General features: G+C 63.8%; 15 protein-coding genes. 10 read left to right on the plus strand and 5 right to left on the minus strand.

Annotated features, from left to right (window positions below):
• Positions 1-9: 9 nt before the first annotated feature.
• Positions 10-456 (plus strand): SufE family protein, encoded by a 447-nt coding sequence (locus M1D74_RS09040; protein ID WP_309069976.1) that lies wholly within the window; start codon positions 10-12, stop codon positions 454-456.
• Here the strand turns inward: M1D74_RS09040 and M1D74_RS09045 are convergent.
• Positions 442-1683, minus strand: a complete 1242-nt coding sequence (locus M1D74_RS09045; protein ID WP_309069975.1) for an alpha/beta hydrolase family protein — start codon at positions 1681-1683, stop codon at positions 442-444. The genes M1D74_RS09040 and M1D74_RS09045 overlap by 15 nt on opposite strands.
• A 106-nt stretch (positions 1684-1789) precedes the next feature.
• Here M1D74_RS09045 and M1D74_RS09050 point away from each other — a divergent pair, with 106 nt between their 5' ends.
• From M1D74_RS09050 to M1D74_RS09090, 9 genes are all read left to right on the plus strand, one after another.
• Positions 1790-2278, plus strand: coding sequence for a hypothetical protein (locus M1D74_RS09050; protein ID WP_309069974.1), 489 nt, complete (start codon positions 1790-1792; stop codon positions 2276-2278).
• Between the two features lie 14 nt (positions 2279-2292).
• The gene (gene msrB, locus M1D74_RS09055; protein ID WP_309069973.1) at positions 2293-2727 is read left to right on the plus strand and encodes a peptide-methionine (R)-S-oxide reductase MsrB; all 435 of its coding nucleotides are present in this window, start codon (positions 2293-2295) and stop codon (positions 2725-2727) included.
• A 183-nt stretch (positions 2728-2910) separates the two neighbouring features.
• Positions 2911-4284: a DUF6421 family protein gene (locus M1D74_RS09060; RefSeq protein ID WP_458115120.1), complete on the plus strand. Its 1374-nt coding sequence runs from the start codon at positions 2911-2913 to the stop codon at positions 4282-4284.
• Positions 4281-5006, plus strand: coding sequence for an SDR family NAD(P)-dependent oxidoreductase (locus M1D74_RS09065; protein WP_458115121.1), 726 nt, complete (start codon positions 4281-4283; stop codon positions 5004-5006). Before M1D74_RS09060 ends, M1D74_RS09065 begins: the two co-directional genes overlap by 4 nt.
• Positions 5006-6121 (plus strand): threonine aldolase family protein, encoded by a 1116-nt coding sequence (locus M1D74_RS09070; RefSeq protein ID WP_458115122.1) that lies wholly within the window; start codon positions 5006-5008, stop codon positions 6119-6121. Before M1D74_RS09065 ends, M1D74_RS09070 begins: the two co-directional genes overlap by 1 nt.
• A 110-nt stretch (positions 6122-6231) precedes the next feature.
• The gene (locus M1D74_RS09075; protein WP_309070037.1) at positions 6232-6864 is read left to right on the plus strand and encodes a DUF3000 domain-containing protein; all 633 of its coding nucleotides are present in this window, start codon (positions 6232-6234) and stop codon (positions 6862-6864) included.
• A 91-nt stretch (positions 6865-6955) separates the two neighbouring features.
• The gene (locus M1D74_RS09080; RefSeq protein WP_458115123.1) at positions 6956-8248 is read left to right on the plus strand and encodes an HRDC domain-containing protein; all 1293 of its coding nucleotides are present in this window, start codon (positions 6956-6958) and stop codon (positions 8246-8248) included.
• A gap of 78 nt (positions 8249-8326) precedes the next feature.
• Positions 8327-9574 (plus strand): thiolase family protein, encoded by a 1248-nt coding sequence (locus tag M1D74_RS09085; protein ID WP_309069969.1) that lies wholly within the window; start codon positions 8327-8329, stop codon positions 9572-9574.
• The gene (locus tag M1D74_RS09090; RefSeq protein WP_458115124.1) at positions 9571-11679 is read left to right on the plus strand and encodes a 3-hydroxyacyl-CoA dehydrogenase NAD-binding domain-containing protein; all 2109 of its coding nucleotides are present in this window, start codon (positions 9571-9573) and stop codon (positions 11677-11679) included. The genes M1D74_RS09085 and M1D74_RS09090 overlap by 4 nt, the downstream gene beginning before the upstream one ends.
• 30 nt (positions 11680-11709) lie before the next feature.
• Here the strand turns inward: M1D74_RS09090 and M1D74_RS09095 are convergent, their stop codons facing one another.
• The 4 genes from M1D74_RS09095 to M1D74_RS09110 form a co-directional block, all read right to left on the minus strand.
• Complete coding sequence (locus M1D74_RS09095; protein ID WP_309070036.1) at positions 11710-12672, minus strand: aldo/keto reductase; 963 nt, start codon at positions 12670-12672, stop codon at positions 11710-11712.
• 60 nt (positions 12673-12732) lie between these two features.
• On the minus strand, positions 12733-13149 hold the full coding sequence (gene ndk / locus M1D74_RS09100; protein ID WP_309069967.1) for a nucleoside-diphosphate kinase: 417 nt from the start codon (positions 13147-13149) through the stop codon (positions 12733-12735).
• Between the two features lie 63 nt (positions 13150-13212).
• Positions 13213-13668, minus strand: coding sequence for a DUF4233 domain-containing protein (locus M1D74_RS09105; RefSeq protein WP_458115125.1), 456 nt, complete (start codon positions 13666-13668; stop codon positions 13213-13215).
• A 9-nt stretch (positions 13669-13677) separates the two neighbouring features.
• Positions 13678-15069, minus strand: coding sequence for a bifunctional folylpolyglutamate synthase/dihydrofolate synthase (locus M1D74_RS09110; RefSeq protein WP_458115126.1), 1392 nt, complete (start codon positions 15067-15069; stop codon positions 13678-13680).
• Positions 15070-15076 lie beyond the last annotated feature (7 nt).

The raw sequence follows: 15076 nt of genomic DNA on the forward strand, positions 1-15076 counted from the left end.
AGGATGACAGTGGAAACCACAGCTTTACCCCAACAGCTCGCCGAGATCGTGGACGATTTCCAGGCTCTGTCCGAACCGGACCGGCTCCAGCTGCTCCTTGAGTTTTCCCGCGGTCTTCCTCCGCTGCCGGCGCATCTTCTGGATCACCCGGAGCTCCTTGAGCAGGTTGTGGAGTGCCAGAGCCCGCTCTTTCTCACACTGGACATCGCCGACGACAGCGAAAGGTCCGTCTCTCTGTTCTTCTCCGCCCCGCCGGAAGCACCGACAACGCGCGGATTCGCCGGCGTTCTCCAGGAAGGCCTGGACGGGCTGCCGGCGGCGCAGATCCTCGCCGTGCCCGACGACGTGCCGGAGCGCCTGGGGCTGACACGGGCCATCACGCCGCTGCGCATGCGAGGCATGGCCGCCATGCTGGGGCGTATCAAGCGCAAGATCCGGGAATCAGGGGCGGCTTAGCGTCCGCTTCGGCTCCGTCCGTCCGAAAACCTGACGCCGCAGCCAGTCGGCTGTGACGGCGTGCCAGCGGTCAGGGTCGACGTTCCATTCCTTGGTATGCCTGGCTCGATAAAACCGCTCGAAGGTGACGAAGGTCGGATTGCGTTCAGCCAGTTCGGCAGACGGTCCCACCGGCACGAACTCGTCATCCTCGCTGTGAAGGATCAGCGTCGGCACCGTCACCTGGTCCGCCCGCGAGACCCAGTCCATACTCTTCAGGTCCAGTGGCGTTGACAGGCCGGTGACTACGCGTCCGAAGCTGTTCGAGATCAGCCATTGCCCTAGTCTGCCCGCCGGAGCGGGAATGCGGTTCAGTTCAGCCTGGTGCGTGAGAACGTTCATCCAGTCAATCACCGGTCCATCCAGAACCAGCGCGCGGATCCGCGTGCGATACCGGGACATGTCAGCTGCCTGGAGGCAAATGGCACCGCCCATGGACCAGCCGAAGAGCACAACGTCCTGAGCGCCGTTTTCGAATGCGTACTCAAGCGCTGATTCGACATCCTGCCACTCGGTGATGCCCAACCCGTACCTGCCGTCGGCAGCGAAGGGGGCTTCGCCGTCGTTCCGGTACGACACCAGCAGGCTGGTCATGCCGAGTTCCCGCGCGGTGCGCACCGCGCGCAACCCCTCCGAGCGCTGCACTCCCCTGCCATGCACCATGATGGCCCAGGTGTCGGAAGGGGTTTCTGCACGCACCAGCCAGGCGGGAGCATTACCGCCGGCGACCGGCACATCGACGCTCTCGTCCGCGAAGCCCAGAGCTGAAGGCGAAGGATAAACAGCCCCGCTCCACCAACCGCGGACCGCTGAACGGATATCACCCGCGTAGACGGTTTCAACCTCGCGCTGCACGGTGCCCTCCCGCGGCACGAACGACCGGATTGCTCCGATCCGGGCGTGGCCACGCCCGCCGTCGAAGTAGAGACTGTACGTGCCCTCTATCGTGGTGTCTTCGTTGGCCGGCAGGATCACTTCCAGACCGTCGCCGGTCTGCACCACGGCCAGGATCTCGAGGTTCTCATCCCGCCTGCGGGGAGTTACTACCTCCTTGGCGAAGTGCGCCGCCAGCGCAGACGTGGCTCCAGCGACAACGGAACTGACAGCGGCACCGGTTCCGATTCCAAGGACGGCCCAGCGAAGCCATGCCTGACGGTCCACGGCAGCCGGAGGAGTGGTGAATGGCATGGTCCTATTCTTGCCCACGGAAACAGCACCGGCGGAAACGGTTCGTCACGTGGAGTGTCGCCTGTCCTCTATAGCTGCGGGACGAGCCGGGGTCTAGGGTTGGGACATGGAGGAAACGATCGTGGTGCTCGCTGAAGTGCCGCTCACCGAGGCGGATGCCTCTCATCTCTCCGCCCTGGTTGACGGCGGTGACGCCGTCTATACCGTGCTGATACCGGAAGACCGTCACACGAACGTGCTCGGGGAGTTTCTCCACCATTTGAGCCTCTTCGAGATCAGCGAGGCCTTCCACGGACTGTCCCACCGGCCCTCCGACGACGAGGTTCGCGTGACGGCCGACCAGGCCCTGCAGAGATCGCTCCTTGCGCTTCGAAACGCCGGGCTGAAGGCGGACGGGCTGACTGCACGGGGCAACGCCGTCGAAGAAATGGTCAGCACGGTCAGGCAGAGCGGAGCCCGTCAGGCCGTCGTCATCACGCGCCCGCATGCTGTGGCGGACACACTCCATCGGGACTGGGCAAACCGCGCGCAGGACCAGCTTGGCGTTCCTGTCCTTCATCTGTATGCCGGGTCGGGATTTATCGGGGACTCCTAGGCGTTGAGGCAACTATGAGCACATCAGAATCAGCATCCTCCACCGACAACACCCCCATCGAGAAGACTGACGAGGAATGGCGCCGGGAACTGACGCCTGAGGAGTACTACGTGCTGCGGCAGGCCGGAACCGAGCGGCCCTTCACCGGCGAGTACCACGACACCCATGTCAAGGGCGTCTACCAGTGCCGGGCATGCGGCCACGAACTCTTCACGAGCAACGAAAAGTTCGATTCCCACTGTGGTTGGCCTTCATTCTGGGCACCGCTGGCCGAGGACAAGGTTCGGTACATCAAGGACCGAACCCTCGGAATGGAGCGCGTTGAGGTCCGCTGTGCCCGCTGTGATTCCCACCTGGGCCATGTTTTCGAGGGCGAGGGCTACGGCACGCCGACCGACCAGCGCTACTGCATCAACTCCGTATCGATGAGGCTCATCCCCCAGGACTGAAGTCAGTCCTAGAGTCCGGCCCCGCCGTGACGGGAAGCATCCTCAAGGTCTCCTGCATCTCCAGCTGCATCGCGGGTACGCCAGAATAAGAGTTTCTTATCAGTGCTCCGTTTGAGGATCAGTTCAGCTGTTCTGTTGTTACGCTCGGGAACAACAGAACAGCCACCCCTTCAAGGAGGAAAAGTGACCCAGACCCTCGACGCCGAAGTCCGCTTGCACGACGCCCATCCCGAGCAGCTTCCTGCCTGGGAAGCGCTCAAGAGCGCGGCAATTCGTCTGCAGAGCCTGCAGGCGAAGGACGGTTCAATAGCTGACCGGGCAGAGGTTGCTGTTGCCTGCGGGCACGTTGACACCATCATCGAGTCCCTCAATGAGCTCGGTCCGCTCTTCCCTCACGACGCGACCTACCACGAAGCTCTGATCCGCGACCTTGAGGGGTGGAAGGCCGGCGGCCTTCAGGTGCCTGATTTCCTTGATTCGCTGATCGAGTTCCAGCCCCAGCTCGACCGCGCCCATGGACGGCGGCACCTTGTCGTCTTTCCGATGTACACCCAGAATGGGAGCTCCAACCGTTTCGTCGAAGCGGTGTTGATCGAGGTCCTCTGGCCGGACTTCATTGCGGAACTCGAGACCGGAGATTACTCGAACAAGCTCTTTGTTCCCATCCGCTTCCTTGACTTCACCCCCGGCTACGACACCAACTCGGCAGTGCTTTTTCCCGAGACCGTTGCGGTACGGCAGACACCCAAGTTCACATGGGGAGCCATCTTCGCTGATCGGGAGGCGGCACGTTTCCGCCGGGTGGTGACGGCCGCCTCCGACATCACTCAGCTTGAGCTGCCCGACGAGGCCCGGGAGCTCATCGAGAATCAGCAGTTGGCTGAGGAAACCTTCGTGATGTGGGACCTCATTCATGACCGCACCCACATGCGCGGGGATCTTCCCTTTGACCCGTTCATGATCAAGCAGCGCATGCCGTACTTCCTGTACTCGCTCGAAGAGCTGCGGTGTGATCTCACGGCTTTCGCAGAGTCGGTCAAGATAGCAGCCGACGACGATGCCTCCGATGAGGCCCGCCGCCACGCCCGCCTGGTGCAGTACGCCGTCATCTTCGACCGCATCTTCCGTTTCTCGATCACAGGCAGCCGGGTACGGAACTACGACGGCCTCGGTGGCCAGTTGCTGTTCGCCTGGCTGCACCAGAACCATGTCCTGCACTGGACCGATACGAAACTGACCATCGACTGGGAGGAAGTTCCCGGCGTCGTCATTGCACTGGGCGAGAAGATCCAGCAGCTGTACTGGCGGTCGATCGACCGGCCAAAGATCGCCCACTGGCTTGCGGCGTACGAACTGGTATCCGAAACTGTCACCCCGCATCCGGCATCGGTCTGGGCGAAGGGTGCTGACGCGCTGCCCCTGGACGGTCCTCCACGCGGGCTCACGGACGCCGTCCTTGATGACGAATTCCCTCTGTCGATGTTCTTCGAGGCCCTGGATAGGAAGATGAAGGACGTCATCGAATCCACCGCGGGAATCACAGGAGCCACTGCGTGACAGAATCACTCGATCTTTCCGGCCTCCACATCCTTGTTGCCGGAGCCACCAGTCAGGCAGGCATAGCGACGGCCGAGGCGTTCACCTCGGCCGGCGCCCATGTCATCGCAGTGGGATCCGATACCGGGCGCCTGCAGCGCTCGCTCGGACACATTCCGTCCCTCGATATGCGCACCTGCGACCTCACGGACTTTCATGCAGTCCAGTCGCTCGCCGGTGACCTCCACGCCGACGGCACCAGGGTGGACGGCCTGATGCACCTGGTGGGTGGATGGCGGGGAGGGACAGGGATTGCCGGGCAATCGGACGAGGACTACGAGTTCCTTCACCGTTCCGTTCTCACCACTCTGCGGAACACATCTCGGCTGTTCGTCGCCGATCTGGCCGCATCGGCCCGTGGGAGGCTCGCAATCGTGTCGGCCACGGCAGTCGACGCACCGGGTGCGGACAGCGCGTCGTACGCGGCGGTCAAGGCCGCCGCCGAGACATGGGTGCGTGCAGTGGCACAGGAGTTCACCGGTGTCGGAACAACCACCGGTACCCGGGCGGCCGCTTCCATACTGGTCGTGAAAGCACTTCTGGACGAGAAGATGCGGGCCGAACGCCCCGACCGCCGCTTCCCCGGCTATACGCATGTCTCGGACCTCGCTGCGACCATGACCGGCCTCTTCGCACGTGAGGCGGGGACTATCAACGGTCAGCGCCTCAGCCTGGCCGGCTGATGTGCCCCAAACCGTTCGCCCCGATACGAGATACTGGATCCGTGACTGACACCATCTCTGCTACCGCCCGTCTCCATGACCCCAACGTGCGCGGCTTCGCGTCGGACAACTACTCCGGCGTGCACCCCGAGGTGCTCGCCGCGCTTGCCGCCGCCAACGGGGGCCACCAGGTCGCCTATGGGGAGGACGTCTATACCCAGCGCCTGCAGGAGCTGATGCAGCAGCAGTTCGGTGAGGGAACCGTCGCCTATCCTGTGTTCAACGGAACGGGCGCCAATGTCCTGAGCCTGCAGTCCCTCCTCCCCCGCTGGGGCGCAGTCATCTGCGCCAAGACGGCACACATCAATGTGGATGAAAACGGGGCTCCGGAGCGCATCGGCGGGATGAAGCTCCTGGCGGTGCCGACCCCCGATGGAAAGCTGACGCCGGAACTGATCGACCTGGAAGCCTGGGGTTGGGGGGATGAGCACCGGGCGCAACCGCTCGCGGTGTCGATCACGCAGACTACCGAACTCGGGACGCTGTACACGCCCGAGGAGGTACGCGCCATTGCCGACCACGTGCATGCCCGCGGGATGCACCTGCACATGGACGGAGCGCGCATCGCCAACGCCGCCGCTGCCCTGGACATGCCGCTGCGCAGCTTCACGCGTGATGCCGGCGTCGACATCCTCTCTTTCGGCGGGACCAAGAACGGGATCATGTTCGGCGAATGCGTGGTTGTACTCAATCCTGCAGCAGCAACGGGTCTTGAGTACCTCCGCAAGATGAACATGCAACTCGCATCCAAGATGCGCTTTGTCTCGGCGCAGCTGGTTGCCCTGCTCGAGAACGGCCTCTGGCTTCGCTCGGCCACGCACGCCAATGCCATGGCGGCTCGACTCACAGCCGCCGTCTCCACTATTGACGGCGTGCAACTCACGCAGCCGACGACGGCGAACGCCGTCTTCGCCATCCTGCCGCCTGAGGCTGCCGACAGGGTCCGCGAACAGTTCCGCTTCTACGACTGGGATCAGGCAACCGGCGAGGTCCGGTGGATGTGCACTTTCGACACCACCGAAGCGGACGTCGATGCGTTCGCGGAGGCGATCCGCCGCGAGGTCCGCCGGTCCTGACGGCCCGGCCGCTAGACTTTTCCAACCGGCGTGCAGGAACGAATTCCTTTCCTGCGGCGTGGCTGATGAGGCCAACGCTGCCTGGGGTTTAACCTGCGAGGGTGAGCGCTATTGGTGACCTCTCGCAGGTTCCTCCTGAATTCCTGAATGCACTGGCCGGTCTGCGGCGGGCGAAATGCCGTAACGAGCTGCGCCTCGACGAAATACCGGCTCCCTCCCGACTTGCACCTTTCGCAGTCGCCCTCGGAGCCGAGGTACTTCAGGATGCCCAGCCAGGCCCGCTTCCTGTCCATGGACCCGCCAGGGCAGCCCTCCAACACGATGATCGCGCCGAAGAGCTTGCAACCGGACGCTTCATCCTGTTGTACGACCCCGAGGGATCCGAAGTCTGGGACGGTACTTTCCGGATAGTCACCTATATCCGTGCCCAGCTCGAGCCCGACATGGGAAACGACGCGCTCCTCGGATCCGTGGCGTGGACCTGGCTGGTTGAAGCACTCCAGAATCACGACGCCGGATACAGGTCGGCGGGGGGCACCGCAACCCGCATACTGTCCGAAAGCTACGGCTCCCTTGCCGACCGGGTCGACACGATCGACATCGAATTGCGCGCGTCCTGGACTCCTGACTCCGGCAGTGTCCAGAAGCATCTGGAAGCCTGGGCTGACATGGTGTGCACCTTCGCGGGACTTCCTCCCCTCCCGGACGGCGTGGCGGCGCTCCCTAACAGGCGCCGCAACTGATCCCCGGGGCGGGCCACCGACAACGACTCCCGCCGCACGGGCGGTGCAATCCGCCGGAGCGCCGGTGCCGCCCGGTTAGACTTGCATCATCATGACCGTGCACTCCGAGCCTGACAGCCGAACCCCCGACTCCGGCAATACCACCCCAGGCTCAGTCGCCGTGCTGCCACTGCTGGACGAGCCCAAGGACGGCGTTCCTTTCGTTATTGACACGCCGGCAGGGCTTGAGCGGGCGGCGAGGGCGCTTGCCGCCGGAACAGGACCGGCCGGAGTGGATGCGGAACGCGCCTCCGGATTCCGGTATGGGCAGCGTGCCTTCCTCGTCCAGATCCGCAGGGAAGGCGCCGGGACCTGGCTCATCGACCCGGAACCCTTCGGCGATCTGCGCAGCATCAATGACGCCCTCTCAGGGGTGGAGTGGATCCTGCACGCCGCCTCCCAGGACCTCCCTTGCCTCTCGGAACTAGGCATGTGGCCGGACAAATTGTTCGACACGGAGCTGGCAGCCCGGCTCGCCGGCTTCCCGCGCGTAGGACTGGCTGCGGTCATCGAACGCCTGCTCGGCTTCACGCTGGCCAAGGAGCATTCCGCAGCGGATTGGTCGCAGCGCCCGCTGCCGGAGCCCTGGCTTCGTTACGCAGCCCTGGACGTCGAGGTGCTCGTCGAGCTGCGCGACCGCCTGGTGGAAGTACTCGAGCAGGACGGCAAGCTCCGCATCGCCGAGGAAGAGTTCGAGTACATTCGCTCCTCGCCGCCGGCACCGCCGAAAACAGATCCTTGGCGCCGAACGTCCGGCGTCCATCAGGTGCGCGACCGTCGGCAGCTGGCGGCTGTCCGGGAACTCTGGCAGGAACGCGAATCTCTGGCGCAGAAGCGGGACGTCGCTCCGGGCCGCCTGATTCCCGACGCAGCGATTGTGGCTGCAGCGAAAGCAATGCCGCAGACTGTCCCGCAGTTGCTGGCCGTCAATAGCTTCCACGGACGGGCGGCGCAACGTGAGGCGCCGCGTTGGCTGCGGTGCATCGCCCTTGCCCGCGCTTCGCGGGACCTCCCCGAACTGCAGCTTCCGACCAATGCGCCGCCTCCTCCGCGGGTATGGCCGGAAAAAGACCCTGCCGCTGCCGCTCGCCTCCAAACCGCCAAACCACGAGTCGCGGCCGTGGCCGACAAACTCAACATGCCGGTGGAGAACCTTCTTACGCCCGACTACCTGCGACGGTTGGCGTGGCGCCCACCCACGCCGACCGATCTTGACACCATTTCCGCGGCGCTCGCCGACCTCGGAGCTCGTCCGTGGCAGATCGAGCATGTCGCAGCGGTCATCACGGTTGCTTTCCTGGATCCGGACCCTCTGCAGCCGAAGCAGGCGCGGCCTTCAACCTAGTGCACCGGACTTGTTGCAGCGTGATGTTACCCGCGAGTAACATAGGGGCCTGATCCACCAACTCAACGAGGAGCGATTGTGCCCAAACCAGCCACAGCAACGCGGCAACAGATCAGGGACGTTGTTTTCGTCGACGGCGTCAGAACCCCATTCGGGAAGGCTGGAGAAAAGGGGATACACGCGGGCACCCGGGCTGATGATCTCGTGGTCAAATGCATTCGAGAGCTTCTGCGACGCAACCCCTCCCTGCCGCCCGAGCGGATCGACGACGTCGCCGTCGCTGCCACAACCCAGACGGGTGATCAGGGACTCACCATCGGGCGGACCGCCGCTCTCCTGGCCGGGCTCCCCCGCACCGTGCCCGGGTTCGCCATCGACCGCATGTGCGCCGGGGCGATGACCGCTGTCACCACCACCGCATCCGGGATCGCGTTCGGCGCATATGACATTGTGGTCGCTGGCGGCGTCGAGCATATGGGCAACCACCCAATGGGTTCGGATGCCGATCCCAACCCCCGGTTCCTCGCCGAGCGCATTGTGGACCCAGCGGCCTTGAACATGGGGAATACGGCGGAGAACCTCCACGACCGCTTCCCTGCCATCACGAAGGAGCGCGCCGACTCATACGCCGTGGCCAGCCAGGCGAAGGTTGCGGACGCGTATGAGCGCAACCAAATCCAGCCGGACCTTGTCCCGGTTGCGGGAAGGAAGCCCGGATCGGGCTGGACTGTGAACCAGCAGGACGAGCCGCCGCGCCCAGGCACCACGCTCGAGGACCTGGCATCACTCCGGACGCCATTCCGCCCGCACGGCAGAGTCACCGCAGGCAATGCTGCGGGGCTCAACGACGGCGCCACCGCTGCACTGCTCGCCTCCGCTGATGCGGCGGCAGAGCTGAACCTTCCGGTGAAGATGCGCCTGGTCGCCTATGCTTTTGCCGGCGTCGAACCGGAGGTCATGGGAATTGGACCCGTACCGTCCACCGAGAAGGCCCTGAGGCAGGCCGGGCTGACCATCGATGACATCGGCCTGTTCGAAATCAATGAAGCGTTCGCCGTGCAGGTCCTGTCATTCCTTGATCACTTCGGCATTGACGACGACGATCCGCGGGTCAACCGCTACGGCGGCGCGATTGCCTTCGGACATCCGCTGGCGAGCTCCGGGGTACGCCTCATGACGCAACTGGCGCGGCAGTTCGAGGAAGACCCCCAGGTCCGGTACGGCATCACCACCATGTGCGTAGGACTCGGCATGGGTGGAACGGTCATTTGGGAAAACCCGCATCACGCAGACTATTCAGGGAATACGACGGAGGACGCAGCATGAGTTTCGATCGGTTCGAGGAACTGGCCGCCCTGGTGCCTGACGAGGTCATCACCCACTCGCTTGTCGAGGATGTGCAGTTGCCCGGCGGGTCCGGCATCATGGCCCTGATCACCCTCGACAACGGGCTGGATCACAGCCGGCCGACCACTCTGGGACCCAGCACGCTCATCGAGTTCGGGCGCACACTCGAGAACCTGAAAGTACGCGCGGCGGGTGGTGAGATCGCCGCCGTCGGCGTGACCGGGAAACCCTACTTCCTTGCGGCCGGGGCAGACCTGTCGACGGTCAAGTCACTGAAAAGCGCTCATCACGGAACGCTGATGGCGGAACTGGGACATTCGGCGTACAACCTGCTGGGCTCACTGGGGGTCCCGAGTTTCGCCTTCATCAACGGCGTCGCCTTGGGGGGAGGGCTCGAAATTGCTCTCGCTGCCGACTTCCGCACGGTGTCCGCAGGAGCCAACGGAATCGGCCTTCCAGAGGCGTTCATCGGGCTGGTTCCCGGTTGGGGCGGCGTCTACAGACTCCCCCGCCTGACCGGTCCCCGCACCGCTGTGAAGATCATGATCGAAAACCCGCTGAGCAACAACCGCACGCTTGATGGACGCACCGCCCACGGGGCGGGAATCGCCGATGCCCTGTTTGAACCCGCCGATTTCCTGGAGCAGTCCATTCGCTGGGCTGCGGAGGTTCTGCGGGACTCGTCCGGCATCGCTGACCGCCGCGCTGGGCTGTCGCGGTACGACGACGGTGAGTGGGCGGCCGCAGTCGCAGCTGGCCGCGCTTTCGTTGAGGCGAAAACGTCCAACGCTGCTCCTGCGCCGGGAAAGGTGCTGGACCTGTTCGAAGCGGCCAGGACCCGATCCCAGGCGGAGTCTGCCGCAGCGGAGTGTGAAGCGCTGACCGAGTTGATGCTCACGCCGCAATTCCACGACACCGTGTATGCCTTCCTCGAACTGGTACAGAAACGGGCCAAACGTCCGGCCGGCGCGCCGGATCGTTCACTTGCCCGCCCCGTGACAAAGGTAGGGGTAGTCGGCGCCGGCCTGATGGCGAGCCAGCTTGCCCTGCTCTTTGCACGGCAGTTGAGCGTTCCCGTTGTTCTCACCGATATCGATCAGCAACGCGTGGACAAGGGCGTTGGATGGGTGCACGCCGAAGTGGACAGGATGCTGGCCAAAAAGCGGCTGTCCGCGGATAAGGCGAACCGTGTCAAGTCGCTCGTCACCGGTTCCGTCTCGAAGGACGCCTTCGCGGACGCCGACTTTGTGATTGAGGCCGTCTTCGAAGAGCTCAGCGTCAAGAAGTCTGTCTTCGCGGAGGTTGAAGAGGTGGTCTCCGCGGAGTGCATCCTGGCGACCAACACCTCGTCACTTTCCGTCGCAGCCATGGCCGAGGACCTCCAGCACCCCGAGCGCGTGGTGGGTTTCCACTTCTTCAACCCGGTAGCTGCCATGCCGCTCCTTGAGATCGTGAAGGCGCCGCGCACTTCCGACGAGGTTCTGGCTACGGCGTTCGCCGCAGCGAAAGAGCTCAAGAAGAACGCGGTCCTTGTGAAGGATGCTCCTGCGTTTGTCGTGAACCGGGTTCTGGGACGCATGTTCGGCGAAATCACGGCAGCCTTCGACGAGGGTACAGCCGCAGCAACAGCCGATCAGGCGCTGCGGCCTCTCGGTCTGCCGATGACGCCGTTCAAGCTGCTTGCGCTGGTGGGGCTGCCGGTGGGTCAGCATGTGCAGGAATCCCTGCATGATGCCTTCGGGGAACGCTTCTACCTCTCCAAGAATCAGCAGATTCTCATCGACGCCGGAAAGAAGGGACTCTGGGAACAGGACGGCGGCAACGATGTAGTGCCCGAGTCCACTCTCGCGCTGCTCACCTTCGGTTCCTCGCCCTCATCAAGCGAGGAGGTCCTGCGCCGCACGCAGGACGCGCTCGCGGATGAGATCGGGCGCATGCTGGCGGAAGGGGTCGTGTCAGGGCCGGAAGATATCGATCTGTGCATGATTCTCGGTGCCGGCTGGCCCATGCACCTCGGCGGCATCACGCCCTACCTCGACAGGGTGGGAGCATCCGAGCGGGTGAATGGACGCACCTTCCACTGAACGCCGCCATGGTCCCATCTTCCCGGTCGGTTACCGCCGCGCCGGGAAGATGTGTTCGAGTTCCGTGCAGTCAGCGTCGGACGGTACCCAGCGGACCGCTTCGGCATTCTGACGTACCTGCTCGGGCCTTGTTGCTCCGGCGATGACACTTGCCACCGTCGGCCGGCTCGCGAGCCAGGAAAACGCAACATCCAGTTCAGTCAATGAGCGAGCGCGGGCGTAGGCACTGAAGTCCGCCAACTGATCCCAGTCGGCCTGGTCCAACAGATTGGTCCGGGTGTGCGTCAGACGGCTACCTTCCGGTGCCTTCCCGGCACCGTACTTCCCGGTGAGGAGCCCGTTGGCCAACGGAAAATAGGGAAGCAGCCCGAGACCATAGGATCGGGCAGCTGGAATGACCTCACGCTCGACGGACCGCTCCAGCAAGTTGTAGTGGTTCTGGGCCGAAATGAAGCGCGTAGTGCCCAGCTGACGGGCTACATACTCAGCCTCCGCAACCTGCCATCCGGCGAAGTTGGAGTGCCCGATGTACCGGACCTTGCCGCTCTGCACGAGCTGGTCCAGAGCAGCGAGGGTCTCGTCAATCGGCGTCGCCGGGTCCGGAGCATGGTATTGGTAGAGGTCGATCCAGTCCGTATTCAGCCGCTTGAGTGACGCTTCGACAGCTTTCAGGATGTAGCGTCGTGAACCCCGTGCACCCCAGTCCGGACCGTTGACTCCTTTGAGATCGAGCCCGAACTTGGTTGCAACGATGACATCGTCGCGGTTCCGGCCGAGCGACCGCCCGAGCAGTTCCTCGCTGATCCCCGGCGACCGTCCGTAGGAGTCTGCAACGTCGAACAGCGTGATGCCCACGTCGAGAGCCGCGCTCACGACGGCTGCTGCGCCGCGCTGTGATTCGGAAGCAGTTCCGGGCCGGCCCAGGTTATTGCAACCCAGGCCGACCACCGAAACGCTCAATCCTGACGTGCCAAGTCTGCGGTATTCCATCATGGCCCCCACGCTACCAATCAGCACGGGACTCCATGGGTCTCCCCCGCTAGGATCCGCCGATCAGCTGAACCAGATGGAGATTTCCTTCTCCGCCGATTCCGGCGAATCAGAGCCGTGCACGAGGTTCTGCTGGACCTTGAGACCCCAGTCCCGCCCGAAGTCTCCTCGGATCGTCCCGGGAGCCGCCGTCGTCGGCTCCGTTGTTCCGGCGAGCGAGCGGAATCCCTCGATCACACGTTCTCCTTCGAAGACAGCGGCAGCGACCGGTCCGCTCAACATGAACTCGACGAGCGGCTCATAAAAGGGCTTGCCCACGTGCTCAGCGTAGTGGGCTTCAAGGATTTCCCGGGTAGCGTTCACCAGCTTGAGGTCGACGAGCTTGTAACCCTTCGCCTCAACCCTGGACAGGATTGTTCCCGTCAAACCGCGGGCAACGCCGTCGGGCTTGATCAGGATCAGGGTCTGCTCAGCACTCATTTTTTCTTCCTTCAATCGAGTCAGGTTCGGCCGGGCACCCGGCCATGTCCACCGTTGACTCTACTAAAGGGATTGCGTGCCCTCACCGCCGGATGGGTTTGCCTGCTCCCATTCAGCCTGCTGCCGGTCACGCTCCGCGTTCTCGCGGTCCAGCCGGGCACCCGTCCGGATGCCGTACAGCCAGGTCAGGGCGAAGAGAATGCCGACGAGGAACATCATCGGCTCGACAATCCCCGTCGCGAGAATCAGCACCTGTAGCACCCAGCCGAGCAACATTCCGTACGGCTTCGTCAGGAACGCACAGGCAACGATGAGCACGGCGCTGAGCGCAAGACCGACGCCCAGTATCACCCCTACCGGGATGGTGTCGGAGCGCAAACCAAAGACCACGAGGGTAGCGAACAGCACCACGAAGGCTTCCAGCAGGAGCACGGTCGATGCGAACATCACCTTGATGGAACGCCGCTTCTTCGGCATCCCCGGACGCCATTCACGCTGCGCTTTTGTCTGGCGAGCCATGTGATCCCCTTACTTGCCCAACAGTGTGCGGGCTTCGCCCACCACCGTGATCGAACCCGTTACCAAAACACCGCCGCCGCCGAGTTCGCTGCCCTCCTCGGCCGTCATGACCGCCCACTCCAGGGCGTCGTCGAGGCGATCCGCAACGTGGATATGCCCATCAGCGAAGCCTGCGCTCAACGCCAGCTGCCGGAGTTCCTCTGCAGGAATCGCCCTCGGCGAGGTGGACTGCGTCAGGCACACATCCTCAAGCACACCGCTGAGTTCCTCGTGAAGTTCACTGAGGATCGCGCCCGCATCCTTGTCCTGCAGGACGCCGATCACGAGGACGAGTTTGTTGAACTCGAAGGCTTCAGCAATCGCCTTGGCTGACGCTCGTGCACCGGCGGCGTTGTGCGCGGCGTCCACGAGGATGCTCGGGGCGGTGCGAACCAGTTCCAGCCGGCCCGGTGAGGTGACGGCACCCAGTCCATCGCGCACGACGTCGATATCCAGTTCCCTGCTTCCTCCGCCGAGGAAGGCTTCGACGGCGGCAACGGCGACAGCGGCGTTCTGCGCCTGGTGCTCACCGTGGAGCGGCAGAAGGACCTCTTCGTAGCGGCCTGCGATGCCTGCCAGGGTGATCTGCTGCCCGCCGACGGCAATGCGTCGGTCCTCAACGCCGAACTCGACACCCTCGAAACGGAACTCAGCGCCTGTGTCACGCGCCTTTTCCAGCAGCACCTGCGCAGCGTCCGCGGGCTGCGCGGCGCTGATGAGGAACCCCCCGGGCTTGATGATCCCGGATTTCTCGATGGCGATCTCTCCCGGGGTGTCCCCGAGGAGGTCAGTATGGTCAAGGGAGATGGGAGTGACCACCGAGACCGCGCCATCACCGACGTTCGTTGCGTCGGTGATTCCCCCTAGCCCAACTTCGATCACCGCAACGTCCACCGGCTCGTCAGCGAATACCGCGAACGCGAGAATCGTGACGCATTCGAAGTAGGTCAGCCGCGGCTCACCGGCGGCATCAAGTTCAGCATCGACGATCTCAAGATACGGCCGGATCTCGTCCCACACTCGCACGAAGGTCTCATCGGCAACGGGTTCCCCATCGATACTGATCCGTTCCGTGACCCGGGACAGATGCGGACTGGTGTATCGCCCGGTACGCAGATCATGCGCCCGCAGAAGCCCCTCAATCATCCGTGCGGTTGACGTCTTGCCGTTGGTGCCCGTGATGTGGATGATCGGAACCGCCCTATTGGGCTCGCCCAGGATCTCCATAGCCCGAAACAACGGAGCCATACGCGGCTCCATCTTGTTCTCGGGCGCGCGGCTCAACAGCTCCGCGTACACGCTCTCCACTGAGAACTGGTCAATTCCCTGTCCGGAGCCGGCGTTGTTTCCAGCGTCACTCATATCCGCG

Source organism: Arthrobacter sp. D2-10, from assembly GCF_054161285.1.